The sequence below is a fragment of the Micromonospora parva genome, from assembly GCF_000718515.1.
GTDB lineage: Bacteria > Actinomycetota > Actinomycetes > Mycobacteriales > Micromonosporaceae > Micromonospora > Micromonospora parva.
In genome coordinates, this window is record NZ_JNZS01000029.1 from 37,092 (window position 1) to 61,583 (window position 24,492).

Genomic DNA, 24,492 nt, shown 5'->3' on the forward strand with positions numbered 1-24,492 from the left:
CGGTGTCAGGTGCTCGGTAGGGCGGGCGGCGTCAGCCGACCGCGCCCTCCATCTGAAGCTCGATCAGACGGTTGAGCTCCAGGGCGTACTCCATCGGAAGCTCCTTGGCGATCGGCTCGATGAAGCCGCGCACGATCATGGCCATCGCCTCGTCCTCGCTCAGGCCCCGGCTCATCAGGTAGAAGAGCTGGTCGTCGCTGATCTTGGAGACGGTCGCCTCGTGCCCCATCGACACGTCGTCCTCGCGGATGTCGACGTACGGGTAGGTGTCCGAACGGGAGATGGTGTCGACCAGCAACGCGTCGCACTTGACGGTGCTCCGGCTGTGGTGCGAACCCTCCAGCACCTGCACCAGACCGCGGTACGAGGTGCGGCCGCCGCCACGGGCGATCGACTTCGACACGATGGTGCTGCTCGTGTGGGGGGCCGCGTGCACCATCTTGGCGCCGGCGTCCTGGTGCTGACCCTCGCCGGCCATCGCCACCGAGAGCACCTCGCCCTTGGCGTGCTCACCGGTCATGTAGACCGCCGGGTACTTCATGGTCACCTTGGAGCCGATGTTGCCGTCGACCCACTCCATGGTCGCGCCCTCGTGGCAGACGGCGCGCTTGGTGACCAGGTTGTAGACGTTGTTCGACCAGTTCTGGATGGTCGTGTAGCGGCAGCGCGCGTTCTTCTTGACGATGATCTCCACGACCGCGCTGTGCAGCGAGTCGGAGGAGTACAGCGGCGCGGTGCAGCCCTCGACGTAGTGGACGTACGCACCCTCGTCGACGATGATCAGCGTCCGCTCGAACTGGCCCATGTTCTCCGTGTTGATCCGGAAGTAGGCCTGCAGCGGGATCTCCACGTGCACGCCCTTCGGCACGTAGATGAACGAGCCACCGGACCACACGGAGGTGTTCAGCGCGGCGAACTTGTTGTCGCCGACCGGGATCACCGTGCCGAAATACTCCTTGAAGACGTCCTCGTGCTCGCGCAGCGCCGTGTCGGTGTCCAGGAAGAGGACGCCCTGCTCCTCAAGGTCCTCACGGATCTTGTGGTAGACGACCTCGGACTCGTACTGCGCCGCGACACCGGCGACCAGGCGCTGCTTCTCCGCCTCCGGGATGCCCAGCCGGTCGTAGGTGTTCTTGATGTCCTCGGGCAGGTCCTCCCAGCTGGTGGCCTGCTTCTCGGTGGACCGCACGAAGTACTTGATGTTGTCGAAGTCGATCCCAGTGAGGTCCGCGCCCCACGCCGGCATCGGCTTGCGGCCGAACAGCCGCAGGCCCTTCAGCCGCAGGTCGAGCATCCACTCCGGCTCGTTCTTCTTCGCCGAGATGTCCCGCACCACCGCCTCGTTGATGCCGCGCTGGGCGACCGCGCCGGCGGCGTCCGGGTCGGACCAGCCGTACTCGTACCGGCCCAGGGCGGCGAGCTGCTCTTCCTGGGTCAGGGGCTGGACGATCTGCTCGGTCATCTATCTGTCCTCACAGTGGTGACGGGATTACCGGATTGAGCGCGGCCCGGCTGAGCCGGGATGTGCGTGGTGCACACCCCGTCGCCGTGCGCGATGGTGGCCAGACGCTGCACGTGGGTGCCGACCAGACGGGAGATGACCGCGGTCTCGGCCTCGCACAGCTGAGGAAACTCGGCGGCCACGTGCGCCACCGGGCAGTGGTTCTGACAGAGCTGGCCGCCGGAGGCGATCGTGGTCGCGTTGGCAGCGTAACCCTCGGCGGTGAGCGCTGCGGCGAGTGCCTCGGCTCGGGCGAGAGGGTCATCGCCGGCGTCCTCCATGGCCGTCCGACAACGGGACTCGAGGGCGGAGACCTGCTCGGTGGCGAACGCCTCGACCGCGTCCGAGCCGCCGCTGCGGGCGATCCACCGCAGCGCGGCGGTGGCCATGTTGTCGTAGTGGTGTGTGCCACAGCGGACCCGGGCGGCCTCGGTCAGCAGGAACACCTTGGCCGGGCGCCCCCGACCACGGCTGCCCTGCACGGTCTGCTCGCGGGCGTAGACGTCACCGTCCAGGAGCATCGCGTCCAGGTGCCGGCGGATCGCCGCCGGACTGAGCCCGAGCGCCGCGCCAAGCTGCGCGGCGGTGGCGGCACCCTGTTCCAGCAGCAGTCGGGTGACCCGATCCCGGGTGGAGATCTCGGCCACCGCCGGACCGGCGAGGCCGGCCGACGTGCCCACGGCGGGCGCGGACACCGGCGCACCGACGGCCGCTACGGCCGTCGGTTGGTGCCCGGAGAGCGCCGCCGCGTTTTTCACAACGCCAACGTTACGTAATTACCCGGAGGGCCGCAAACCCGGGCCCCGGTGATCCCAACCACCGAGCTGCCGGAGTCGGACGGACCTCGATCACTACGGTGCGTAGGATTTGCGCCGTGAACCGAATCGTCCGTCCGGTCTCCGGCATCCTGCTGCGCCGCCTCGCGCTCGCCTCGATCATCGCGAACGTGGGCATCGTCGTCACCGGCGGGGCCGTCCGGTTGACCGCCTCGGGCCTCGGCTGCCCCACCTGGCCGCGGTGCACCGACGATTCGTACGTCACCACCCCCGAGATGGGCATCTACGGGGTGATCGAGTTCGGCAACCGGCTGCTGACCTTCGCGGTGGGCCTCATCGCGCTGGCCACCGTGCTGGCGGTGCTGGTCCACCGGCCGCGCCGGCCCGGGCTCCTCGCGCTGGCCGTCGCCGTCTTCCTCGGCATTCCCGCGCAGGCGGTGATCGGTGGCATCACCGTGCTGACCAATCTCAACCCGTGGGTGGTCGGGCTGCACTTCCTCGCCTCGATGGCGGTGATCGCCGCCGCGTACGCGCTCTGGCGGCGCATCGTCGACCCCGACGGCCCGGTCGTGGCGGTCGTGCCCGCCCCGCTGCGCACCCTCGCTCGGATCACCACCGGCGTCAGCGTCGCGGTGCTGGTCATCGGCACCTGGGTGACCGGCAGCGGCCCGCACGCCGGCGACCACGGCGCCGCCCGCAACGGCCTGGACCCGGAGTCGATCTCCCAGGTGCACGCCGACGCGGTCTTCCTGCTCATCGGCCTCACGGTGGCGCTCATCTTCGCGTTCCGCGCCGTCGGTGCGCAGCGGGCCACCCGCGCCGCGGTCATCCTGCTGGTTGTGGAGCTGAGTCAGGGCCTGATCGGTTTCGTGCAGTACTTCACCCACGTGCCGGCGCTCCTGGTCGGGGCACACATGCTCGGCTCGTGCCTGGTGCTGCTGGCCACCCTGGCGGTGCAGTGGTCCACCCGGGAACGCCGGCCGGTCACCCCGGCGCCCCGGGCCACCCCGGCCGAGGAGGCCACCCCGGTCCCGACCCCCGCCTGACAACCCCCGCGCGCCCCGGCACGCAACCGCCCGACGGGCCGGTAACCGCCGCGCCCCGCGCCCCGCGCCCCGCGCCCCGCGCCCCGCGCCCCGCGCCGAAGATCGTGCTCGAACCAGGAAGTAGTGGCCTCACGAGGCGCGGACACCACTACAACAATGAACGAGCACGATCTTCCGGCCGGCGCCCCGTCAGCCGGGGCGGGTCAGGTGGGTGGTGATCGCGTCGGCGAGCCGGTCGGGGGCGCCGTCGGCGTACCCGATGAAGAGCGACGGTTCGGTCAGCTCCAGCTCGACCAGGACCGGCTTGCCGTCCGGGCCGGGGATCAGGTCGACCCGCGCGTAGAGCAGCTGTCGAGTGCCGCCGGGCACCGCCGCGAGGGTCTGCTCGGCCACGGCCAGCTGGTCGGCTCGGGCGGTGCGCGCGGTGATCTCTTCGGCCTTGTAGAGCCCGTCCGGGCCGAGATCCGGCCCGGTCAGCATCGGACCCTTGCGGATCGCGTGGCTGAACGCGAGCCCCTCCGGACCGGCCAGGAAGAGCAGCGCCGTCTCGCCCTCGGTGTCGACGGCACGCAGGTACGGCTGGACCATGGTCACCCGGCCGGCGTCGGAGAGCCGGCGAACATGCGCGGCGGCCAACTCCCGGTGTTCCGGGTCGGCCAGGTCGTAGCGGCCGGTGTCCTGGCTGCCGGCGCTGACGGCGGGCTTGAGCACGTACTCGCCGGTCTCGGCGGGTGCTTGCCAGCTCTCCCCCGGCTCGATCCAGGTCGTCGGCACTGTCGGCACCCCGGCGGCGCTCAGCTCACCGAGGTAGCGCTTGTCGGTGTTCCAGCGGACCACGTCGGCCGGGTTGACCAGCGCCGGGACGCCCGCCGCCCAGGACACGAACTCGTCGCGGCGCAACGCGTAGTCCCAGGGTGAGCGGAGCACGACCAGGTCGTAGGACGACCAGTCGACGTCGGGGTCGTCCCAGACCACGGATTGGGCGGCGACGCCGCGGGCGGCGAGCGGGGCGAGGACCAACCGGTCGTCCGGGTCGAGGTCGGCCAGCTCGGAGCAGGTGACGAGAGCGACCCGGGGTTCCCCCCGGGCCGACTGGTGATATGTGGTCAATTCAACTGTCTATTCAGCGGGACATCGTGCGGCGGGCCATCGACCGCCAGAGGTCGTTGCTCGGACGCATCTGGTCCATCAGCTCACGCTCCCAGGCGTTCTCGACGGTGACTCCCGCCTTGGCGCACGCCTCCCGGGCGGTGACGGTGTCGTCGGCGAACTGGTCGCCCCACTCACCGTCGGAACCCACCAGGACGATCCGCGCGCCACGCTTGCCGACGTACTCGATGACCGCCTTCGCGCCGCCGTGCCCGGCGGCGAACGCCTTGAGGCCCGCGACCAGGCCGTGGGGCGCCTGCTCGCCGGTGGTCTGCTCGGCCGTCAGCGTCGTATCGGAACCATCTGCCATGACGCGAAGCCTAAGCAGAGTTGCACCCGGTCGCGCGAGAACCATGAACCTTTTGTGATGCCAATTACCTACAGGTTTAAGGACGACCACAGGTTTGCTGTCCGTTTATATCAGGACTTTTGCGCTCAAACCACGTGGGCAAAACGCCCCCGAACCATCCTGAGTTGAGCCGACCTGGCTCATGCTGAAAGTTACTCTGATGTGACGTTAAAAGCGGACAACTCATCCACGTTCATGATTAGTCAGTGGATCATCGCCGTCAAGCGCCGACCGGGCGGGGTGGGGACGGGTCAGATCAGCGCGTCGAGCGCGACGGCCACGAATACGATCGTCAGGTACGTCGTTGACCAGTGGAACAGCCGCATCGGCTTGACCGCCTCGCCGCGCGTCGCACGCCGGCAGAGCTTGTGCGCCTCGACCACGAAGATGGCACCCACCACCAGGGTCGGCACCCCGTAGATCGCGCTGAGCCCCAGCGGCCAGACGGCCAGGGAGGTGAGCACGGTGAGCCACGCGAAGATCAGGATCTCGGCGTTCACCCGGCGGACCGAGGCCACCACCGGCAGCATCGGGATGCCGGCCCGGGCGTAGTCGTCCTTGTACTTCATGGCGAGCGGGTAGAAGTGCGGCATCTGCCAGAAGAAGACCACAGCGAACAGCCCCCACGCGGCCGGCGCCAACGAGCCCGTCACCGCCGCCCACCCGATCAGCACCGGGGCCGCCCCGCAGGCGCCGCCCCAGAAGGTGTTCGCCGGGGTGGAGCGCTTGAGCCACAGGGTGTAGACGAGGTCGTAGTAGGCGATCGCGGCGAGGGTCAGCGCGGCGGCCAGCAGATTGGTGAACGCCGCCATCAGGGCGACCGACACCGCCGCCAACACCAGACCGAAGATCAACGCGCTGCGCGGCGAGACGGTGTGCGCCGGCAGCGGCCGACGCTTGGTACGCCGCATCAACTGGTCGATGTCCCGGTCGATGTAGCAGTTGAGCACGCTGGCCGCGCCGGCGGCGAGCGAGCCGCCGATCAGGACGACGGCCATCAGCCACAGCGACGGCAGCCCGCCCTCGGCGAGCATCATCGCCGGGATGGTGGTGACCAGCAGCAACTCGACGATCCGAGGCTTGGTGAGCGTCACGTACGCCGAGATGACCGCGCGTACGTCCCGCCGGGCCACCGTGCCCTCGGCCGCCCGCGCCGGATGCTGCCCGGCCGGGTTGCTCGCGGGGCGCTCGGTGATCATGCTCACGGATTGCCACCTTCCGGCATCGGGCACGGGGAGATCGGATCGGTCGGGACCGGGAGGGTCCGCATACCGACCCACACACTACGCGTCGTCGTTTTGGCTGCCCGGCCGACCCGACAACGGTGCGGGTCGTCACACCACCGGGTTGAACCGAGCATCCGGATGGTCACGTAGCGCACACCATGCGCAGATCCCCGGGCGCACGTTTAGGGACGCTCGATAAGGTCATCGGTGAGGGTTCCGCCCATCTGCCGAGGAGCACAACCATCGTGGCTGTTAAACGACCCGAGCACTCCGCACTGAACTGGTCCGACCTCGATCGCCGGGCCGTCGATACCGTCCGCGTGCTGGCCATGGACGCCGTAGAGAAATCCGGCAACGGTCACCCGGGCACCGCGATGAGCCTCGCGCCCGCGGCGTACCTCCTCTTCAACCGGGTCATGCGGCACAACCCGGCCGACCCGAACTGGCCCGGCCGCGACCGGTTCGTCCTCTCCGCCGGGCACTCCAGCCTGACGCTCTACATCCAGCTGTTCCTCTCCGGTTACCCGCTGAGCCTGGACGACCTGAAGTCGCTGCGGCAGTGGGGCTCGCAGACGCCGGGGCACCCCGAGCACGGGCACACGCCGGGCGTCGAGACCACCACCGGCCCGCTCGGGCAGGGTCTGGGCAACGCGGTCGGCATGGCCATGGCGGCCCGCCGCGAGCGCGGCCTGTTCGACCCCGAGGCCGAGCTCGGCGCGTCCGTCTTCGACCACGACATCTGGTGCATCGTCTCCGACGGTGACATCGAAGAGGGCATCAGCCACGAGGCCAGCGCGCTCGCCGGGCACCAGCAGCTGGGCAACCTCACGGTGATCTACGACGACAACGAGATCTCCATCGAGGACGACACCCGGATCGCCAAGAGCGAGGACGTGGCCGCCCGCTACGAGGCGTACGGCTGGCACGTGCAGACCGTCGACTGGCGCAGCGGCGACGCCGACCAGGGCGACTACCACGAGGACGCCGAGGCGCTCTACGCGGCGCTGCTGGCCGCCAAGGCGGAGACCGCCCGCCCCTCCTTCATCGCGCTGCGCACCATCATCGGCTGGCCCGCCCCCAACAAGCAGAACACCGGCAAGATCCACGGCTCGGCGCTGGGCGCCGACGAGGTGAAGGCCACCAAGCGGATCCTCGACTTCGACCCGGAGCAGACGTTCCAGGTCGACGAGGAGGTGCTCAGCCACGCCCGCACGGTGATGGGACGCGGCTCCGACGCCCAGCAGGAGTGGACCACCGCGTTCGACGCGTGGAAGAAGGCCAACCCGGAGCGCACCGCGCTCTACGAGCGGTTGGCGGGCCGCGTACTCCCCGACGGCTGGACCGACGCGTTGCCGGTCTTCCCCGCGGACGCCAAGGGGGTGGCCACCCGGGCCGCGTCCGGCAAGGTGCTGGAGGCGCTCGCGCCGGTGCTCCCGGAGCTGTGGGGTGGCTCGGCCGACCTGGCCGAGAGCAACAACACCACGATGAAGGGCGAGCCGTCGTTCATCCCGGCCGCCCACGCCACCAAGGACTTCCCGGGCCACGAGTACGGCCGCACGCTGCACTTCGGCATCCGTGAGCACGCCATGGGCGCGATCCTCAACGGCATCGCCCTGCACGGCGGCACCCGCCCGTACGGCGGCACGTTCCTGGTCTTCAGCGACTACATGCGCCCGTCGGTGCGGCTGGCCGCGCTGATGAAGCTGCCGGTGACCTACGTCTGGACGCACGACTCGATCGGCCTCGGCGAGGACGGCCCGACCCACCAGCCGGTGGAGCACCTGACCGCGCTGCGCGCCATCCCGGGCCTGGACGTGGTCCGTCCGGCGGACGCCAACGAGACCGCCTGGGCCTGGCGGAAGGCGCTGGAGCACACCGACCGGCCGACCGCGCTGGCGCTGAGCCGTCAGCCGCTGCCGACCTTGGACCGCGACGTCCTGGGCAGCGCGGAAGGCGTGGCCAACGGTGGCTACGTGCTGGCCGAGGCGTCCAACGGCAAGCCTCAGGTGATCATCATCGGCACCGGTTCCGAGGTGCAGCTCTGCCTGACCGCCTGGGAGCGGCTGGAGGCCGACGGCACCCCGACCCGGGTCGTCTCGATGCCCTGCCAGGAATGGTTCTACGAGCAGGACGAGGCGTACCGGGAGTCGGTGCTCCCGCGCGGGGTAAAGGCACGGGTGAGCGTGGAGGCGGGCATCGCGATGTCCTGGCGCGGCATCGTCGGTGACCTCGGCGAGAGCGTCAGCCTGGAGCACTACGGAGCGAGCGCCCCGCACACCGTGCTCTTCGAGCAGTTCGGGTTCACCCCCGACCGGATCGTGGCGGCAGCACACGCCTCGCTGGCCCGGGTGGGCGACATCACCGGTTTCACGACCGGCAACTGAGGGAGCGTGGATGGCATGACGGACAAGCTGAATGAGCTCACCGCCGCGGGTGTGGCGGTCTGGCTCGACGATCTTTCCCGGGTGCGGTTGAGCTCCGGCGGGCTGGACCAGCTGCGCCGCGAGAAGCACGTGGCCGGCGTCACCACCAACCCGACGATCTTCGCCAAGGCGCTGAGCGACGCCGACGAGTACAACTGGCAGCTGCGCGACCTCGCCACCCGTGGCGTGGACGTGGAAGAGGCCGTACGGATGCTCACCACGTACGACGTACGGTGGGCCTGCGACGTCATGCGCCCGTCGTACGACGGCAGCGCCGGTGTCGACGGCCGGGTCTCGATCGAGGTGGACCCGCGCAGCGCGCACGACGCGGACAAGACCGTCGCCGAGGCCAAGGCGCTGTGGTGGCTGGTGGACCGGCCCAACCTCTTCATCAAGATCCCGGCCACCGAGGAGGGCCTGTCGGCGATCACCGACACCCTCGCCGAGGGGATCAGCGTCAACGTGACGCTGATCTTCGGTCTGGACCGCTACTCGGCGGTCATGGAGGCGTTCCTGGCCGGTCTGGAGCAGGCCAAGGCCAACGGTCACGACCTGTCGAAGATCGGCTCGGTCGCGTCGTTCTTCGTCTCCCGGGTCGACTCCGAGGTCGACAAGCGGCTGGAGAAGGTCGGCTCCGACCAGGCCAAGGGCCTCAAGGGCAAGGCCGCCGTCGCCAACGCCCAACTGGCGTACGAGCGCTACACCGAGGTGTTCTCCTCGGACCGCTGGAAGGCGCTCGAGGCGGCCGGCGCGCACCCGCAGCGGCCGCTGTGGGCGTCCACCTCGACGAAGAACCCGGACTACCGGGACGTGATCTACGTCGAGGAGCTGATCGCCCCCGGCACGGTCAACACGATGCCGGAGGCGGTCATCCACGCGTACGCCGATCACGGCGAGACGCGCGGCGACACCGTGACCGGCGCCTACGACGCGGCCCGGAAGGTCTTCGCGGACCTGGAGTCGGTCGGGGTGGACATGTCCGACGTGATCGCCACCCTGGAGCGCGAGGGTGTGGAGAAGTTCGAGGCGAGCTGGCAGGAGCTGCTCGACGGTGTCAGCAAGTCGCTGGCGGCGGCGGGCACCGGCAAGGGCTCGCCGAACAAGGCGGCCAAGGGCAACGCCAAGGCCGCCGAGAAGGCTGGTGGCGCATGAGCGAGCGAATCAGCAAGCTCAGTGCAACGGTGCCTCATGGCGGCACGCAGCGAAGCGGAGTGACGGCATGAGCGAGCGCAGCGAGCGAATCAGCAAGCTCAGTGCGATGAGGCCTCATGACGGCACGCAGCGAAGCGGAGTGATGGCATGAGCGACCTGCCTGCTGGGGCGGTGGAGGGAGCCGCCGGGCTCTCCGTGTACGGCGCGGACGCGGTCGACAAGGCCGCGCCCGCCTCAACCCGGGAGGCGCTGGTCAAGGCCGGCGTCCCGGGCAAGCTGGCGGGCAAGGACGCGAGCCTGTGGGGTCCGGACGCCGAGGCCGAGGCGAAGATCCGCCTGGGCTGGGTGGACACCCACCGGCGCAGCCGCGAGCTGCTCGCGCAGTTGGCCGAGCTGACCGCCGAGCTGGCCGACCTGGATCACGTGGTGCTCGCGGGCATGGGCGGTTCGTCGCTCGCGCCCGAGGTGATCACCCAGACGCTGGGTCGTCCGCTGACGGTGCTGGACACCACCGACCCGGGCCAGGTCCGGGCGGCGCTCGGTGACCGGCTGGAGCGCACCGTCGTGGTGGTGGCCAGCAAGTCCGGGTCGACGGTGGAGACCGACAGCCACCGGCGCGCCTACTGGCAGGCGTTCCTGGACGCCGGGATGACCGAGGCGGAGGCCGGCCGGCACTTCGTCATCGTCACCGACCCGGGTTCGCCGCTGGAGGCCACCGCGACCGAGATGGGCGCGTTCACAGTGCTCGCCGACCCGAACGTCGGCGGCCGGTACTCGGCGCTCACCGCGTTCGGTCTGGTGCCGTCGGCGCTGGCCGGCGTGGAGGTCGCGGAACTGCTCGACCAGGCCGACGCGCTGGCCACGTCGCTCGGCGCGGACCAGAACAACCCGGCGTTGGCCCTGGGCGCGGCCCTGGGCGCCGCGGCCACTGTGGCCCGGGACAAGGTCGCCCTCGTTTCCGACGGCACCGGCATCGACGGGCTCGGCGACTGGGCCGAGCAGTTGATCGCCGAGTCGACCGGCAAGGCCGGGGTGGGCATCCTCCCGGTGGTGGTGGAGTCCCCGCAGAGCCCCGGTGCCACCGGCCCGGACGTGCTGACCGTCAGCTACGGGGGCGCGCTGGCCCCCGGTGACGTGCCGGGCGGCGGCGCCACCCCGGACGTGGCCGTCAACGGCCCGCTGGGCGCGCAGTTCCTGGCCTGGGAGTACGCCACCGCGGTGGCCGGTGTGGTGCTCGGGATCGACCCGTTCAACCAGCCGAACGTCACGGAGTCCAAGGAGAACACCAACAAGATCCTGGCCTCGGGCCTGCCGGCGGAGACGCCGTCGTTCACCGAGGGCGCGATCGAGGTGTACGCCCCGCAGGGCGCCCCGGGTGACCTGGCCGGCGTGCTGCGCTGGCTGCTCGACGGGTTGGGCGACGACGGTTACCTCGCGGTGATGGCGTACCTCGACCGGTTCGCCGACGCCGACACGGCCAAGCTGCGGCCGCTGCTGGCGCAGGCGAGCGGGCGGCCGGTCACCTTCGGCTGGGGGCCGCGGTTCCTGCACTCGACCGGCCAGTACCACAAGGGCGGTCCGCAGGTGGGTAGCTACCTCCAGGTGACCGGCGCGGTGGCCGAGGACCTGGCGGTGCCGGGCAAGCCGTACACCTTCGGCGAGCTGCAGGCGGCGCAGGCCGCCGGGGACCGGCAGGCGCTCGCCGGTCGGGACCGGCCGGTCCTGCGGTTGCACCTGACCGACCGGGCCGCCGGTGTCGCCCAACTACTGGACGCGGTCGGTGATCTGCGGGCGTGAGGATGGACGACGTGACTGAAGCGGAGCGAGGAGGCGGTTCCGTGAGCGCGAGGAGTGAGCCGGGGTTGCGAGCCCCGGAGTCGCGAACCGAAGGTGGCTCGGTGAACCCGCTGCGCGATCCGCAGGACCGCCGGTTGCCCCGGATCCCCGAGCCGTGCGCTCTGGTGATCTTCGGGGTGACCGGCGACCTGGCCCGCAAGAAGCTGCTCCCCGCGGTCTACGACCTGGCCAACCGGGGGTTGCTGCCGCCGGGCTTCGTGGTGCTCGGTTTCGCGCGCCGCGACTGGGGTGACGGCGACTTCGAGACCCTGGCGTGCGAGGCGGCCAAGAAGCACGCCCGCACCCCGTGGCGGGACGAGGTGTGGGCGCGGCTGGCCGGCAACATCAAGTTCGTCGGCGGGTCGTTCGACGACGACGCCGCGTTCGACCACCTCGCGTCGACGCTGGACGACCTGCGTCAGACCCACGGCATCACCGGCAACGCGGCGTTCTACTTCTCCATCCCGCCGGCCGCGTTCCCCGTGGTGCTCAAGCAGCTGGCACGGACCGGAATGGCCGACAACGAGAAGTCCGGCGGTTGGCGGCGGGTCGTGGTGGAGAAGCCCTTCGGCAACGACCTGCCGTCGGCGAAGGCGCTCAACGACCTCGTCGACGACGTGTTCACCCGCCAGGACGTCTTCCGGATCGACCACTACCTGGGCAAGGAGACGGTTCAGAACATCCTTGCCCTGCGGTTCGCCAACAACCTGTTCGAGCCTCTGTGGAACTCCAAGTACGTCGACTCGGTGCAGATCACCATGGCGGAGGACGTCGGCATCGGCACCCGCGCCGGCTTCTACGACACCGTCGGCACCGCCCGTGACGTGCTGCAGAACCACCTCCTGCAACTCCTCGCCCTGGTGGCGATGGAGGAGCCGACCAGCTTCGACGCCGACGAGATCCGGGCCGAGAAGCTGAAGGTGCTCAAGGCCATCACCCTGCCCAAGGACGTCACCCGCGACACCGTCCGCGGCCAGTACCTGCCCGGCTGGGTGGGCGGCGAACGCGCTGTCGGTTACCGGGACGAGCAGGACGTCCCCGCCGACTCCACCACGGAGACGTACGTGGCGGTGCGGCTGGGCATCCAGAACCGCCGGTGGGCGGAGGTGCCGTTCTACATCCGGGCCGGCAAGCGGCTGCCCCGGCGGGTCACCGAGGTCGCCATCATGTTCAAGAAGGCGCCGCACCTGCCGTTCAACGACGCCGACATGGAGTCGTTGGGCAACAACCAGCTGGTCATCCGGGTGCAGCCGGACGAGGGCGTGGTGCTCAAGTTCGGCTCGAAGGTGCCGGGCACCACCATGGAGGTCCGCGACATCGCGATGGACTTCCAGTACGGCGAGGCGTTCACCGAGTCCAGCCCCGAGGCGTACGAGCGGCTGGTGCTGGACGTGCTGATCGGTGACCGCACCCTGTTCCCGGACGCGGCCGAGGTCGAACAGAGCTGGCAGGTGATCGACCCCCTGGAGCACGCCTGGGCGGGCACCACCCCGGAGCCGTACCGGGCCGGTGAGTGGGGCCCACGGGCCTCCGACGAGATGCTGGCCCGCGAGGGCCGCGCCTGGAGACGAGCATGATCGGGCTGTGGGACACCACCGGCAACGAGGTGGTCAAGGCGCTCGCCGCCGAGCGGCGCAGCGCCGGCGGGGTGGCCAGCGGCATGGCGCTCACCCTCATCGTGGTCGTGGACGAGAAGCGGGTCCGGGAGGCGGAGGCGGCGGCGACGATCGCCGCCGCCGCCCACCCGTGCCGGCTCCTGGTGGTGGTGCGCTCGGAGATCGAGCGGGACCGCAACCGACTGGACGCGGAGATCGTGGTCGGTGGCCGGCTCGGCCCGTGCGAGGCGGTGGTCACCCGGATGTACGGCCGCTTGTCGCTGCACGCCGAGTCGGTCGTGATGCCGCTGCTCGTGCCCGACGTGCCGGTGGTCACCTGGTGGCACGGCGAGCCGCCGGCGGAGATCGCCACCGACTTCCTCGGGGTGGTGGCCGACCGGAGGATCACCGACTGCGCGCAGGCCGCCGACCCGGTGGAGGCGCTGCGGCAGCGTGCCCGGGACTACGCACCGGGCGACACCGACCTGGCGTGGACCCGCATCACCCCGTGGCGCACCCTGGTCGCCGGGGCGTTCGACACCACCAGCGCCCAGGTCACCGAGGCGAGAATCGTCGCGCCGCCCAGCGACCCGACGGCGGCGCTGATGGCCGGTTGGCTGTCCAGCCGGCTCGGCATCACCCCGCACCGGGTGGACAGCAACGAGTTCCCCCGCATGCGGGAGGTGCAGCTCAGCTGCGCCAACGGCGACCAGCTGACGCTGACCCGCGAGGACAGCATGGCCGTCTTCCGGCGCACGGGTCAGGAAGACCGGGCTCTGCCGCTGGTCCGCCGCCCGCTCGGCGACGAACTGGCCGAGGAACTGCGCCGGCTGGACGCCGACCAGGTGTACGCGGAGGCGCTGGGCGCGACGGCCGGCCTGCGCGGGCTGGAGCAGCGCCCGCCGCAGCGGGTCCACGTCTGGAAGGATCCGGCCACCGCGCAGCGCGCCGAGGCCGGGGTCACCGCGCACGCCGGCACCAGCGGCGAGGGCTGAGCCCAGCCGGGGTACGACGTCGGGCAGGGCCAGTACCCACCGGCCCTGCCCCGCAACCTCTGGGGTTTTCGCCCCAACCACCTCGGGCGGACCGTCCCGGGCACGACAGCGACCGCCGGGCGGTCGGGAAACGAAGGCGCAACCATGAGTGAGGCGAGTGTCGCCGTCCACGCCGACGCCGACCTGCTGGCGCAGGCCGTGGCGGCCCGGTTGCTGGTGAAGCTGCTCGACGCCCAGGCCGACCGGGGCGAAGCCTCGGTGGTGCTCACCGGCGGTCGGGTCGCCGCCGCCGTGTACCGGGCGGTGGCGGCGCTGCCGGCCCGCGACGCGGTGGACTGGTCCCGGGTCGACGTGTGGTGGGGCGACGAACGGTTCCTGCCCGCCGGTGATCCGGACCGCAACGAGACCCAGGCTCGCGCCGCCCTGCTGGACGTGGTGCCGCTGGACCCGGCCCGGGTGCACGCGATGCCGGCCTCGGACGGCCCGGCCGGCAACGACCCCGAGGCGGCGGCTGCCGGGTACGCGGAGGAGCTGGCCCGCGCCGCCCGGCCCGGGCACGCCACCCTGCCGCACTTCGACGTGCTGATGCTGGGCGTCGGCGAGGACGGCCACGTGGCGTCGGTCTTCCCCGAGCACCCGGTCGGCTACGAGACGCGGCCGGTCAGCGCGGTGCGGGGCAGCCCGAAGCCGCCGCCGACGCGGACCACCCTCACCCTGCCGGCGATCAACACCGCCGAAGAGGTCTGGCTGGTGGCCGCCGGCGCCGACAAGGCTCGCGCGGTGGGTATGGCGTTGGCCGGCGCGGGCCCGGTGCAGTTGCCGGCGGCCGGCGTGCGCGGTGTGGGCCGCACCCGCTGGCTGTTGGACCGGGCGGCGGCCGCCGACGTGCCCGCCCGGCTGCGCAGCCTGCGCTGAGCGCGGCCCGCTACTCGCCGCGTCGGCGCCGCAGAGCGGCGAGCGCCTCGTTCAGCAGGGCCTCGCCCTCCTCGGCGGTGCGCCGCTCCTTCACGTACGCCAGGTGGCTCTTGTACGGTTCGGCGCGGGCCCGGCCCGGCGGGTTCTGGGCGTCCGGGCCGGCGGGCAGGCCGCAGCGGGGGCAGTCCCACTGGGCCGGCGGCTCGACGTCCGCGGCGATCCGGATGTCGACCCGGTGGTCGTTACGGCACCAGTAGGTGACGTCCTGTCGGGGGGCGGGTTGGTGCCGCTCGTCCGGGCGCATGGGTGCGGACCCGACCCGGGCTCCCCGGATAACGTTGCCACTCGGCACGGCTGCTCGCTCCTGTCGTCGGAGGGGACCCGCCGTCTTCGGGGGTGGAGCGGCGGGCGACGCGGTGCAGCGGGGAAAAGCCTGCGCGCGGTCCGTCGAGTGACGAACCGCGCGCAGATTGTACGACTTACTGGGCCTGCTCAGGCGCCGCTGTTCATCTGGAGGCGCAGCCAGAGCCCGAGCCCGACGATCGCGGCGAACCAGACGACGCTCACCAGCACGGTGTAGCGGTCCAGGTTCTTCTCCGCGACCGAGGAGCCCGCGAGGCTGGAGCTGACGCCACCGCCGAACATGCTCGACAGACCGCCGCCCTTGCCGCGGTGCAGCAGGATCAGCAGGGTGAGCAGAATGCTCGTGATGACCAGCAACACGATCAACGTGTATGCGAACCAGATCGGCATGGCTGGGGTCAGTTCCTCTCGTAGCGATCCTCGCCCGGTCTGATCGGGCACGGCGGCACCGACCGGCGGACGGGCGGTGTCAAGGATACCGAGCGATCAGCGAGCGAGGTGCTCCGGGAACCGGCAGATCTGAGCGAATTCCTCGGCGTCCAGGCTGGCGCCCCCCACCAGGCCCCCGTCCACGTCCGCCTGACCCATGATCGAGGCGATGTTGGACGCCTTGACCGAGCCGCCGTAGAGGACCCGGACCTGGTCGGCGGTCTCCTGGTCGAAGCGGGCCGCCAGCCGCTGACGCACCGCCCCGCAGACCTCCTGAGCGTCGTCAGGGGTCGCGGTCTTGCCGGTGCCGATCGCCCAGACCGGCTCGTACGCGACCACTACCTGCCGCACCTGCTCGGGGGTGAGCCCGGCGAGGCCCCCGTCGAGCTGGTCGGAGCAGTGCGCCACGTGGGTGCCCTGCTCGCGGACGTCCAGCCCCTCCCCCACGCAGAGGATCGGCGTCAGGCCGTGCGTCAGCGCCGCCTTGACCTTGGCGTTGACCAACGCGTCGTCCTCGTGGTGGTAGGCCCGCCGCTCGGAGTGCCCCACCACGACGTACGTGCAGCCGAGCTTGGCCAGCATCGGCCCGGAGATCTCCCCGGTGTACGCGCCGGACGCGTGCGGGGAGAGGTCCTGCGCGCCGTAGCCGATCAGCAGCTTGTCGCCGTCCACCGCGGTCTGCACGGTTCGCAGGTCGGTGAAGGGCGGCAGCACGACCGTCTCGACGTCGGTGAGCTGCTTCTCGGTGAGGCTCGCCGCCAACTTCTGCACCAGCAGGTTGGCCTCGAGGTGGTTGAGGTTCATCTTCCAGTTGCCGGCCATCAACGGCCGGCGGGTGGTGCTCGACATTCAGTTCTCCAGGGCCGCGATGCCGGGGAGGGTCTTGCCCTCGAGGTATTCCAGGGAGGCGCCACCACCGGTGGAGATGTGATTGAAATCAGTCTCGTCCAGCCGCAACGCACGGACCGCGGCTGCCGAGTCACCGCCGCCGACGACGCTGAACGCGTCGGCCTTGGTGATCGCCTCCGCGACCCCCCGGGTGCCCGCCGCGAAGGCCGGCATCTCGAACACGCCCATCGGGCCGTTCCAGAAGATCGTCTTCGCCTGGGACAGCGCGGCGCTGAAGCCAGCCACCGTCTCCGGGCCGACATCCAGGCCGAGCCGGTGGCTCGGGATGCCGTCGACCCGCACCGTGTCGTGCGCCGCGTCCGGGGCGAACGCGTCCGCGACCACCACGTCGACCGGAAGCATGATCTTGCCGCCGGACCGCTCCAGCAGGTTACGGCAGGTCTCGACCATGTCCTTCTCCAGCAGCGAGGTGCCCACCTCCAGGCCCTGGGCCTTGAGGAAGGTGAAGCACATCCCGCCACCGATGAGCAGCCGGTCGACGGTGGGCAGCAGCGCCTCGATCACGGCGAGCTTGTCGGACACCTTCGACCCACCGAGCACCACCACGTACGGCCGCTCGGGCTCACCGGTGAGCTTGGAGAGGACCTCGACCTCACGCAGCACCAGCCGGCCCGCGACGTGCGGCAACCGGGCCGGCACGTCGAAGACGCTGGCGTGCTTGCGGTGCACGGCACCGAACGCGTCGTCCACGTAGGCGTCGCCGAACGCGGCGAGCTGGTCGGCGAAGGCACCCCGCTCGGCCTCGTCCTTGCTGGTCTCACCGGCGTTGAAGCGCAGGTTCTCCAGGAGGGCGACCTGACCGTCGGCCAGGCCGGCCACTGTGGAACGGGCGGAGTCGCCGACGGTGTCGGTGGCGAAGTGCACCGGCGCGCCGAGCAGCTCACCGAGGCGCCCGGCGACCGGGCCCAGGCTGAACTGCGGGTCCGGAGCGCCCTTCGGACGGCCCAGGTGCGAGCAGACGACCACCTTCGCGCCGGCCTCGACCAGCGCGCCGAGGGTCGGCAGCACCGCACGGATCCGGCCGTCATCGGTGATGGCACCGGTCTGCTTGTCGAGCGGGACGTTCAGGTCGGCGCGCACCAGCACGCGCCGACCCGACACCCCCTCGGCGAGCAGATCGTCGAGGGTCCGGATGCTCACAGCGAGCTACCGACCAGCTTGACGAGGTCGACCAGGCGGTTGGAGTAGCCCCACTCGTTGTCGTACCAGCCGACGACCTTGACCTGGTTGCCGACCACCTTGGTCAGCGGCGCGTCGAAGATGCACGACGCCGGGTCGGTCACGATGTCGGTGGAGACGATCGGGTCCTCGTTGTAGACCAGGATGCCCTTGAGCGGGCCGTCCGCGGCGGCCTTCAGCGCGGCGTTGACCTCGTCGACGGTGGTCTCGCGACCCACGTTGACGGTGAGGTCGGTGACGGAGCCGGTCGGGATCGGCACCCGCAGGGCGTACCCGTCGAGCTTGCCCTTGAGGTCCGGCAGGACCAGGCCGATCGCCTTGGCGGCGCCGGTGGAGGTCGGCACGATGTTCAGCGCGGCGGCCCGGGCCCGACGCAGGTCCGAGTGCGGCGCGTCCTGGAGGTTCTGGTCCTGGGTGTACGCGTGGATCGTCGTCATCAGACCGTGCTGGATGCCGAACGTGTCGTGCAGGACCTTCGCCATCGGGGCGAGGCAGTTGGTGGTGCACGAGGCGTTGGAGATGATGGTGTGCTTCGCCGGGTCGTAGGTGTCGTGGTTGACACCCATGACGACGGTGACGTCCTCGTTCTTCGCCGGTGCGGAGATGATGACCTTCTTGGCCCCGCCGTCGACGTGCGCCTTGGCCTTGGTGGCGTCGGTGAAGAAGCCGGTCGACTCGATGACGACGTCGGCGCCGACCTCGCCCCACGGCAGCTTCGACGGGTCCTTCTCGGCGTACGCCTTGATGGTCCTGCCACCGACGGTGATCTCGTCGGCGGTGGCCTTGACCTCGTAGGGCAGACGACCGAGGATGCTGTCGTACTTGAGCAGGTGGGCGAGCGTGCCGTTGTCGGTCAGGTCGTTGACCGCCACGACCTCGATGTCGGCGTCAGACGCCAGCACTGCCCGGAAGAAGTTACGGCCGATTCGGCCAAAGCCGTTGATGCCAACCCGGATGGTCACAGGTCCCATCTCCTCGCGTTCTGGTCCGCCGGCTTCACACAACGGGCCGGCGGGAATGGTGTGCGCCGACCGTTGGAGCCGGCCGTCGACGGTTCATCTCGGCCACCCCGCCGCGCGGTCTGAGGACCTGACCGCCCGAGGCGGTGGGGCACGACGAGGAGTGCCGGTGTCGGCCCCCTTGCCGTACGCAGCGACCCTATCCGAGCGTGCGAGACCACGCTGCGCCGGGTCGTGCTCCCGGACGCACCGTGCGGCCCCACCGTCCTATCAGACCACGAGCATGTCGGGCGTGACGGCTGCTTCCGTATCCGGGATGCCGAGGTCCCGGGCCCGCTTGTCGGCCAGCGCCAGGAGCCGGCGGATCCGCCCGGCGATGGCGTCCTTGGTCAGCGGGGGGTCGGCCAGCGCCCCCAACTCCTCCAGCGACGCCTGCCGGTGCTCCAGGCGCAGCCGCCCGGCGTCGGTCAGGTGGTTGGGCGCCTCGTCGGCCAGGATCTCCAGCGCGCGGGTGACCCGGGCGGCCGCGGCGACCGCCGCCCGCGCCGAACGGCGCAGGTTGGCGTCGTCGAAGTTGGCGAGCCGGTTGGCGGTGGCCCGCACCTCCCGGCGTACCCGGCGCTCCTCCCAGGCCAGCACGCTGGAGTGCGCGCCGATCCGGGTGAGCAGCGCGGCGATCGCGTCGCCGTCCTTGACGACCACCCGGTCCACCCCGCGTACCTCACGGTTCTTCGCGGTGATGCCGATGCGCCGGGCCGCGCCGACCAGCGCCAGCGCCGACTCCGGCCCCGGGCAGGTGATCTCCAGCGCGCTGGAGCGGCCGGGCTCGGTGAGCGAGCCGTGGGCCATGAACGCGCCCCGCCACGCGGACACCGCGCAGCAGACGTTCGCCGCCACCACGTGCGGGGGCAGACCGCGCACCGGACGGCCCCGCACGTCGAGCAGCCCGGTCTGCCGGGCGAGGGCCTCACCGTCCTTGACCACCCGCACGATGAAGTGGCTGCCCTTGCGCAGCCCACCGGAGGCCAGCACGTGGATCTCGCTGGGATAGCCGTAGACCTCGGCGATCTCCCGGCGCAGCCGCCGGGCAACCGCCCCGGTGTCCAGTTCCGCCTCCACCACCACCCGGCCGGAGACGATGTGCAACCCGCCGGCGAAGCGCAGCAGCGCGGCCATCTCCGCCCGCCGGCAGCAGGGCTTGGGCACGTCGACCCGACTCAGCTCGTCCTTGACCGCGGCCGTCATCGCCATTGTGCGTCCCCTCACGGACCTGTTCCGGCGTGTCGCCGGAGATTACGTACGTGTCTAACGATCGGCGCCCAGGACAGGCACCAGCGCGGCGCCCAGGGCAGCCGGATCATGGCGGGGAGTCCCGTCGACAACGGCGACGGGGGCGAGGACCAGGCGGGCACCCAGCGATTCTGCCGCACGTTCGACCGGTTCGGGGTCACCCACCGCCTTGGCGTCGGCGAGCACGAGATCCACCTTCAGCTCGGGCAGGTACCAGTGCAGCGCCGCGAGGTGGTCGGCGACGGAGAGCCCGAGGGTCTCCTTCTCCGCGGCGAGGTTCAGCGTGACCAGCCGCCGGGCCGAGGTGGACACGATGGCGTCGGCCAACTGCGGCACCAGCAGGTGCGGTAGCACGCTGGTGTACCAGCTGCCCGGCCCGAAGATCAGCCAGTCGGCCGCCCGGATCGCCTCGATGGCCTCGGCGCAGGCCGGTGGGGCGCTCGGGGTGAGGCGCAGCGACTCGACGCGTCCGGTGGTGACGGCCACCTGGTGCTGGCCGGTGACCGTGCGCACCTCGTCGGGGGCGGCCGGGTCGGCGCCGCGTACCCGGGCCTCGATCCCGACCGGTTGTCGGGACATCGGCAACACCCGGCCCACCGCGCCGAGCATCGCGCCGGCGTGCTCCAGCGCCGCCACCGGGTCGCCGAGCAGCTCCGTCAGGCCGCAGAGCACCAGGTTGCCCACCGCGTGCCCGGCCAGACCGTCCCCGCCGGCCGACGCCCCGTCGGTGCCGCGCAGGGCCGCACCGTGTCGGGCCGGGCCGTCCGGGCCCGGGTCGTCGCCCGCCGCCGGGCCCGGGTCGGTCCCGTCGGATCGGGGTACGCCCACCGGCACGGCGGCGAAGCGGTGCTGGAACAGCCCGGCGCTGCGCCGGGTGGCCGGGTGGTCCCCGGCCAACGCCACGAGCGCCTGACGCAGATCACCCGGGGGCAGACCACCCCGCTCGGCCCGCAGCCGGCCACTCGAGCCGCCGTCGTCACCCACCGTGACCACTGCGGTGATGTCGAGGTCGAGTTCGGGAGCGCAGTGGCGCAGCGCGCGCAACGAGGCGGACAGCCCGTGCCCGCCGCCGAACGCCACCACCCGCCGGGTCGTCATTCCCGCCCCAGGTCACGGTGCTGGGCGTTCGCCGCCAGCCCGGAGTGCCGCAGTCGGCTGGCCAGCTCCTCGGCGATGGCCACGCTGCGGTGCTTGCCGCCGGTGCAGCCCACGGCGACGGTGAGGTACCGCTTGCCCTCCCGCTCGAAGCCGGTGGTGGTGGCGTTGACCAGGTCGGCGTACGAGGCGACGAAGGCGTCCGCGCCCTCCTGACCCAGCACGTACGCGCTGACCGCCTCCTCCCGCCCGGTGTGCTCACGCAGCTCCGGCACCCAGTAGGGGTTGGGCAGGAAGCGGGCGTCCAGCACGAAGTCGGCGTCCGGTGGCAGGCCGTACTTGAAGCCGAACGACAACACGGTGACCCGCAGCCGGCGGGCGTCCTCGCCGCCGAACAGCTCCTCGATGCGCCGCCGGAGCTGGTTGACGTTCAGGTGGCTGGTGTCGATGATCACGTCGGCCTGGTCGCGGGCCTCCTCCAGCAGACCGCGCTCCACGGCGATGCCGTCGGCCAACCGCCCGTCACCCTGCAACGGGTGCGAACGCCGAACGCTCTCGAACCGCCGGATCAGCACCTCGTCGTCGGCGTCGACGAAGACCACCCGGGGCGAGAACCCGCGCTCCTTGAGCTCCCGGATGGCCCCGGCCAGGTCAGTGGAGAAGGCCCGCGACCGCACGTCCAGCACCATGGCGGTACGCCGGGCCGCACCGCCCGCCTTGAACGCCAGCTCGGCCATGTCCAGCATCAGGGCCTGCGGCAGGTTGTCCACGACGTAGTAGCCGACGTTCTCCAACGCCCGGGCGACAGTGCTGCGGCCACCCCCGGAGAGGCCGGTGACCACCACGAGAGTGGTTTCCGACTCGGCCGCCGACTGCTCGTCGTCGGCCTCCGGGCCGTCGATCCGGTCACCGGCTGTGCGCGCCTCGCTCACCCGTACCCCCAAGCCGTGGCGCCGCGGCCGCCTTCGGCCGCGATTGGTCAATCAGCGACTCTATCCCGCCGTCGGGTCAGGACCGGGCACCCGTGGCCGGGCGATGCCCCGCGGACCGTGCGACGGTCGCCCTCCCGACACCGCGTACGGCTGGGTTCATGCCGATCGCGCCCGGACCGCTCCCCCGGCCGGCGCACCGGTCCGGGTGCGCCGGGCGGGCGCTGTCGGGGTCGGCTCGTAGACTCCCCGGATGGCTTCTCCCACCGACCTGCGTACCGCCTCCGACGCCCTGGATGTGCTGGGCCGGGTCTTCGGCTACGACGCGTTCCGTGGCTTCCAGCAGGACGTGATCGACCACGTGGTCGCCGGCGGCGACGCGCTGGTGTTGATGCCCACCGGTGGCGGCAAGTCCCTGTGCTACCAGATCCCGGCCCTGGTCCGCGAAGGGGTGGCGGTCGTGGTGTCCCCGCTGATCGCGCTCATGCAGGACCAGGTGGACGCGCTCACCGCGGTCGGCGTGCGCGCCGGGTTCCTCAACTCGACCCAGACCCTGGACGCCCGGCGGCGGGTGGAGGCCGCCTTCGTCGCCGGTGAGCTGGACCTGCTCTACCTGGCGCCGGAGGCGCTCGGCGTCCGGTCCACCCTCGCCCTGCTGGACCGCGGGCGCATCTCGCTGTTCGCGATCGACGAGGCGCACTGCGTGTCCCAGTGGGGGCACGACTTCCGCCCCGACTACCTCGCGCTGTCGATGCTGCACGAACGCTGGCCGCAGGTCCCCCGGATCGCGCTGACCGCCACCGCGACCAGCGCCACCCGCACCGAGATCGCGACCCGACTCAAGCTCGACGACGCCCGGCACTTCGTGGCCAGCTTCGATCGGCCCAACATCCAGTACCGGATCGTGCCCAAGCGCGAGCCCCGCAAGCAGCTGCTGACCCTGCTGCGCGACGAGCACCCCGGCGACGCCGGCATCGTCTACTGCCTGTCCCGGGCCTCGGTCGACAAGACGGCGGAGTTCCTCACCGCCAACGGCATCGCCGCCCTGCCCTACCACGCAGGGCTGGACGCGGGCACCCGCGCCGCCAACCAGCAACGCTTCCTGCGCGAGGACGGCCTGGTCATGGTGGCCACCATCGCCTTCGGCATGGGCATCGACAAGCCCGACGTCAGGTTCGTCGCCCACCTCGACCTGCCCAAGTCCGTCGAGGGCTACTACCAGGAGACCGGCCGCGCCGGCCGGGACGGCCTGCCGTCCACCGCCTGGCTGGCGTACGGGCTGCAGGACGTCGTCCAGCAACGCAAGATGATCGAGACGTCCGACGGCGACCTCGCCCACCGCCGCAACCTCGCCGCCCACCTGGACGCGATGCTCGCCCTCTGCGAGACGGTCCGCTGCCGGCGGGTCCAGTTGCTCGAATACTTCGGCGAGACGACGACGACCGCCTGCGGCAACTGCGACACCTGCCTCACCCCACCGGAGTCCTGGGACGGCACTGTCGCCGCCCAGAAGTTGCTGTCCACCGTCTTCCGCCTCGACCGCGAACGCAACCAGCGCTTCGGTGCCGGGCACTGCATCGACATCCTGCTCGGCAAGCAGACCGACAAGATCAGCCAGTACGGTCACGACTCGCTGACCGTCTTCGGCATCGGCGCCGAGCTCAGTGAGGCCGAGTGGCGGGGCGTGGTCCGGCAGTTGCTCGCCGAAGGGCTGCTCGCCGTCGAAGGTGACTACGGCACGCTGGCGTTGACCGAGGCCAGCGCCGACGTCCTGGGTCGTCGCCGCACCGTCACCATGCGCCGCGAGCCGGAGAAGGCGCCATCGAGCCGCTCGTCGAAGCCGCGCGGCTCGGCCACCGTCGTGGCCGAGCTGACCCCGGCCGCCGCGTCGCTGTTCGAGCGGCTGCGCGGCTGGCGAGCGACCACCGCCAAAGAGCAGGGCGTTCCGGCGTACGTGATCTTCCACGACGCCACCCTGCGACAGATCGCCAGCGACGCGCCCCGCACACTGGCCGACCTGTCCCGGGTCAGCGGGGTCGGCGAGAACAAACTCGCCAAGTACGGCGAGCAGATCCTGGCCGTCCTCGCCACCGACTGAGGCACGCCGAAGGGCCGGGCCCCGTGGTGGGGTCCGGCCCTTCGGCGGTGTGCTGGGGTGCTGGGGTGCTGTGTGCTGGCGTGCTGTGTGCTGGCGTGCTGGTGTCAGCTGGTGGCGTAGCCGCGGGTGGCGATCCAGTCCGCGAGGTGCTCGACGGTGACCTCGTAGGAGGCGGTGTTCGGGTTGGCGGAGTCGGCGATCTTCACCACGTTCCCGCCATCGCGGTAGCCGACGACGCTGATGTAGTGCCCGCCCTCGAAGGAGTGGATACCACCGTC

Annotated in this window: 21 protein-coding genes and 1 pseudogene; 8 read left to right on the top strand and 14 right to left on the bottom strand. The window is 71.2% G+C overall.

All coding sequences use genetic code 11. From position 1 onward, the window contains the following. Positions 1 to 31: 31 nt before the first annotated feature. Both sufB and IF22_RS0128540 read right to left on the bottom strand, forming a co-directional pair. Complete coding sequence (gene sufB, locus IF22_RS0128535; protein ID WP_030337321.1) at positions 32 to 1,462, bottom strand: Fe-S cluster assembly protein SufB; 1,431 nt, start codon at positions 1,460 to 1,462, stop codon at positions 32 to 34. Next, positions 1,459 to 2,259 (bottom strand): helix-turn-helix transcriptional regulator, encoded by an 801-nt coding sequence (locus IF22_RS0128540; protein ID WP_374224336.1) that lies wholly within the window; start codon positions 2,257 to 2,259, stop codon positions 1,459 to 1,461. The genes sufB and IF22_RS0128540 overlap by 4 nt, the downstream gene beginning before the upstream one ends. A 98-nt stretch (positions 2,260 to 2,357) precedes the next feature. Here IF22_RS0128540 and IF22_RS0128545 point away from each other — a divergent pair, with 98 nt between their 5' ends. Further along, a complete protein-coding gene (locus IF22_RS0128545) occupies positions 2,358 to 3,323 on the top strand; it encodes a COX15/CtaA family protein (RefSeq protein ID WP_167337351.1) in 966 nt (321 codons plus the stop codon). A 189-nt stretch (positions 3,324 to 3,512) separates the two neighbouring features. Here IF22_RS0128545 and IF22_RS0128550 read toward each other — a convergent pair whose 3' ends face one another. The 3 genes from IF22_RS0128550 to IF22_RS0128560 all read right to left on the bottom strand — a co-directional run bounded on the left by IF22_RS0128550 (position 3,513) and on the right by IF22_RS0128560 (position 6,026). Then, positions 3,513 to 4,433 carry an ATP-grasp domain-containing protein gene (locus IF22_RS0128550; protein WP_030337326.1) on the bottom strand — a complete coding sequence of 307 codons (921 nt, stop codon included), beginning with the start codon at positions 4,431 to 4,433 and terminating at the stop codon, positions 3,513 to 3,515. 13 nt (positions 4,434 to 4,446) lie between these two features. Further along, positions 4,447 to 4,782 (bottom strand): hypothetical protein, encoded by a 336-nt coding sequence (locus IF22_RS0128555; RefSeq protein ID WP_030337329.1) that lies wholly within the window; start codon positions 4,780 to 4,782, stop codon positions 4,447 to 4,449. A gap of 290 nt (positions 4,783 to 5,072) precedes the next feature. After that, positions 5,073 to 6,026 (bottom strand): heme o synthase, encoded by a 954-nt coding sequence (locus tag IF22_RS0128560; RefSeq protein ID WP_030337330.1) that lies wholly within the window; start codon positions 6,024 to 6,026, stop codon positions 5,073 to 5,075. 266 nt (positions 6,027 to 6,292) lie between these two features. Between IF22_RS0128560 and tkt the strand changes: the two genes are divergently transcribed. From tkt to pgl, 6 genes are all read left to right on the top strand, one after another. Further along, positions 6,293 to 8,431 (top strand): transketolase, encoded by a 2,139-nt coding sequence (tkt, locus tag IF22_RS0128565; RefSeq protein WP_030337332.1) that lies wholly within the window; start codon positions 6,293 to 6,295, stop codon positions 8,429 to 8,431. A 15-nt stretch (positions 8,432 to 8,446) separates the two neighbouring features. Then, positions 8,447 to 9,622 (top strand): transaldolase, encoded by a 1,176-nt coding sequence (gene tal, locus IF22_RS0128570; protein ID WP_030337334.1) that lies wholly within the window; start codon positions 8,447 to 8,449, stop codon positions 9,620 to 9,622. Between the two features lie 147 nt (positions 9,623 to 9,769). Next, on the top strand, positions 9,770 to 11,419 hold the full coding sequence (locus tag IF22_RS0128575; protein WP_030337335.1) for a glucose-6-phosphate isomerase: 1,650 nt from the start codon (positions 9,770 to 9,772) through the stop codon (positions 11,417 to 11,419). Between the two features lie 101 nt (positions 11,420 to 11,520). Continuing rightward, positions 11,521 to 13,035: a glucose-6-phosphate dehydrogenase gene (zwf, locus tag IF22_RS0128580; protein WP_030337336.1), complete on the top strand. Its 1,515-nt coding sequence runs from the start codon at positions 11,521 to 11,523 to the stop codon at positions 13,033 to 13,035. After that, positions 13,032 to 14,048 carry a glucose-6-phosphate dehydrogenase assembly protein OpcA gene (locus IF22_RS0128585; protein ID WP_030337338.1) on the top strand — a complete coding sequence of 339 codons (1,017 nt, stop codon included), beginning with the start codon at positions 13,032 to 13,034 and terminating at the stop codon, positions 14,046 to 14,048. The genes zwf and IF22_RS0128585 overlap by 4 nt, the downstream gene beginning before the upstream one ends. A 144-nt stretch (positions 14,049 to 14,192) precedes the next feature. After that, a complete protein-coding gene (pgl, locus tag IF22_RS0128590) occupies positions 14,193 to 14,963 on the top strand; it encodes a 6-phosphogluconolactonase (RefSeq protein ID WP_030337340.1) in 771 nt (256 codons plus the stop codon). A gap of 10 nt (positions 14,964 to 14,973) precedes the next feature. Here pgl and IF22_RS0128595 read toward each other — a convergent pair whose 3' ends face one another. The 8 genes from IF22_RS0128595 to rapZ form a co-directional block, all read right to left on the bottom strand. Further along, positions 14,974 to 15,315, bottom strand: coding sequence for an RNA polymerase-binding protein RbpA (locus IF22_RS0128595; protein ID WP_030337342.1), 342 nt, complete (start codon positions 15,313 to 15,315; stop codon positions 14,974 to 14,976). 140 nt (positions 15,316 to 15,455) lie between these two features. Beyond that, positions 15,456 to 15,716, bottom strand: coding sequence for a preprotein translocase subunit SecG (secG, locus tag IF22_RS0128600; protein ID WP_030337344.1), 261 nt, complete (start codon positions 15,714 to 15,716; stop codon positions 15,456 to 15,458). A 96-nt stretch (positions 15,717 to 15,812) separates the two neighbouring features. Next, entirely contained in the window at positions 15,813 to 16,604 is a 792-nt protein-coding gene (gene tpiA, locus IF22_RS0128605; RefSeq protein WP_030337346.1) for a triose-phosphate isomerase, read from the bottom strand. Then, complete coding sequence (locus IF22_RS0128610) at positions 16,605 to 17,804, bottom strand: phosphoglycerate kinase (RefSeq protein WP_030337348.1); 1,200 nt, start codon at positions 17,802 to 17,804, stop codon at positions 16,605 to 16,607. After that, entirely contained in the window at positions 17,801 to 18,805 is a 1,005-nt protein-coding gene (gap, locus tag IF22_RS0128615; RefSeq protein ID WP_030337349.1) for a type I glyceraldehyde-3-phosphate dehydrogenase, read from the bottom strand. Before gap ends, IF22_RS0128610 begins: the two co-directional genes overlap by 4 nt. 267 nt (positions 18,806 to 19,072) lie before the next feature. Then, positions 19,073 to 20,053, bottom strand: coding sequence for a DNA-binding protein WhiA (gene whiA, locus IF22_RS0128620; protein WP_030337350.1), 981 nt, complete (start codon positions 20,051 to 20,053; stop codon positions 19,073 to 19,075). A 54-nt stretch (positions 20,054 to 20,107) separates the two neighbouring features. Beyond that, entirely contained in the window at positions 20,108 to 21,190 is a 1,083-nt protein-coding gene (locus IF22_RS0128625; protein WP_030337351.1) for a gluconeogenesis factor YvcK family protein, read from the bottom strand. Beyond that, a complete protein-coding gene (gene rapZ / locus IF22_RS0128630; protein ID WP_156057957.1) occupies positions 21,187 to 22,089 on the bottom strand; it encodes an RNase adapter RapZ in 903 nt (300 codons plus the stop codon). Before rapZ ends, IF22_RS0128625 begins: the two co-directional genes overlap by 4 nt. Positions 22,090 to 22,369: 280 nt before the next feature. On the opposite strand from rapZ, the gene recQ reads away from it, so the two are divergent. Further along, positions 22,370 to 24,214, top strand: coding sequence for a DNA helicase RecQ (gene recQ / locus IF22_RS0128635; protein WP_030337353.1), 1,845 nt, complete (start codon positions 22,370 to 22,372; stop codon positions 24,212 to 24,214). A 104-nt stretch (positions 24,215 to 24,318) separates the two neighbouring features. Here recQ and IF22_RS0128640 read toward each other — a convergent pair. Beyond that, a pseudogene (locus IF22_RS0128640) lies at positions 24,319 to 24,492 on the bottom strand (C39 family peptidase); the annotation flags it as partial.

Coding starts and splice junctions, on each gene's coding strand:
- IF22_RS0128575 (WP_030337335.1), top strand. CDS start 9,770: ATGAGCGACCTGCCTGCTGGGGCGGTGGAGGGAGCCGCCGGGCTCTCC.
- sufB (WP_030337321.1), bottom strand. CDS start 1,462: ATGACCGAGCAGATCGTCCAGCCCCTGACCCAGGAAGAGCAGCTCGCC.
- IF22_RS0128585 (WP_030337338.1), top strand. CDS start 13,032: ATGATCGGGCTGTGGGACACCACCGGCAACGAGGTGGTCAAGGCGCTC.
- whiA (WP_030337350.1), bottom strand. CDS start 20,053: ATGGCGATGACGGCCGCGGTCAAGGACGAGCTGAGTCGGGTCGACGTG.
- secG (WP_030337344.1), bottom strand. CDS start 15,716: ATGCCGATCTGGTTCGCATACACGTTGATCGTGTTGCTGGTCATCACG.
- IF22_RS0128555 (WP_030337329.1), bottom strand. CDS start 4,782: ATGGCAGATGGTTCCGATACGACGCTGACGGCCGAGCAGACCACCGGC.
- pgl (WP_030337340.1), top strand. CDS start 14,193: ATGAGTGAGGCGAGTGTCGCCGTCCACGCCGACGCCGACCTGCTGGCG.
- tpiA (WP_030337346.1), bottom strand. CDS start 16,604: ATGTCGAGCACCACCCGCCGGCCGTTGATGGCCGGCAACTGGAAGATG.
- IF22_RS0128625 (WP_030337351.1), bottom strand. CDS start 21,190: ATGACGACCCGGCGGGTGGTGGCGTTCGGCGGCGGGCACGGGCTGTCC.
- recQ (WP_030337353.1), top strand. CDS start 22,370: ATGGCTTCTCCCACCGACCTGCGTACCGCCTCCGACGCCCTGGATGTG.
- tal (WP_030337334.1), top strand. CDS start 8,447: ATGACGGACAAGCTGAATGAGCTCACCGCCGCGGGTGTGGCGGTCTGG.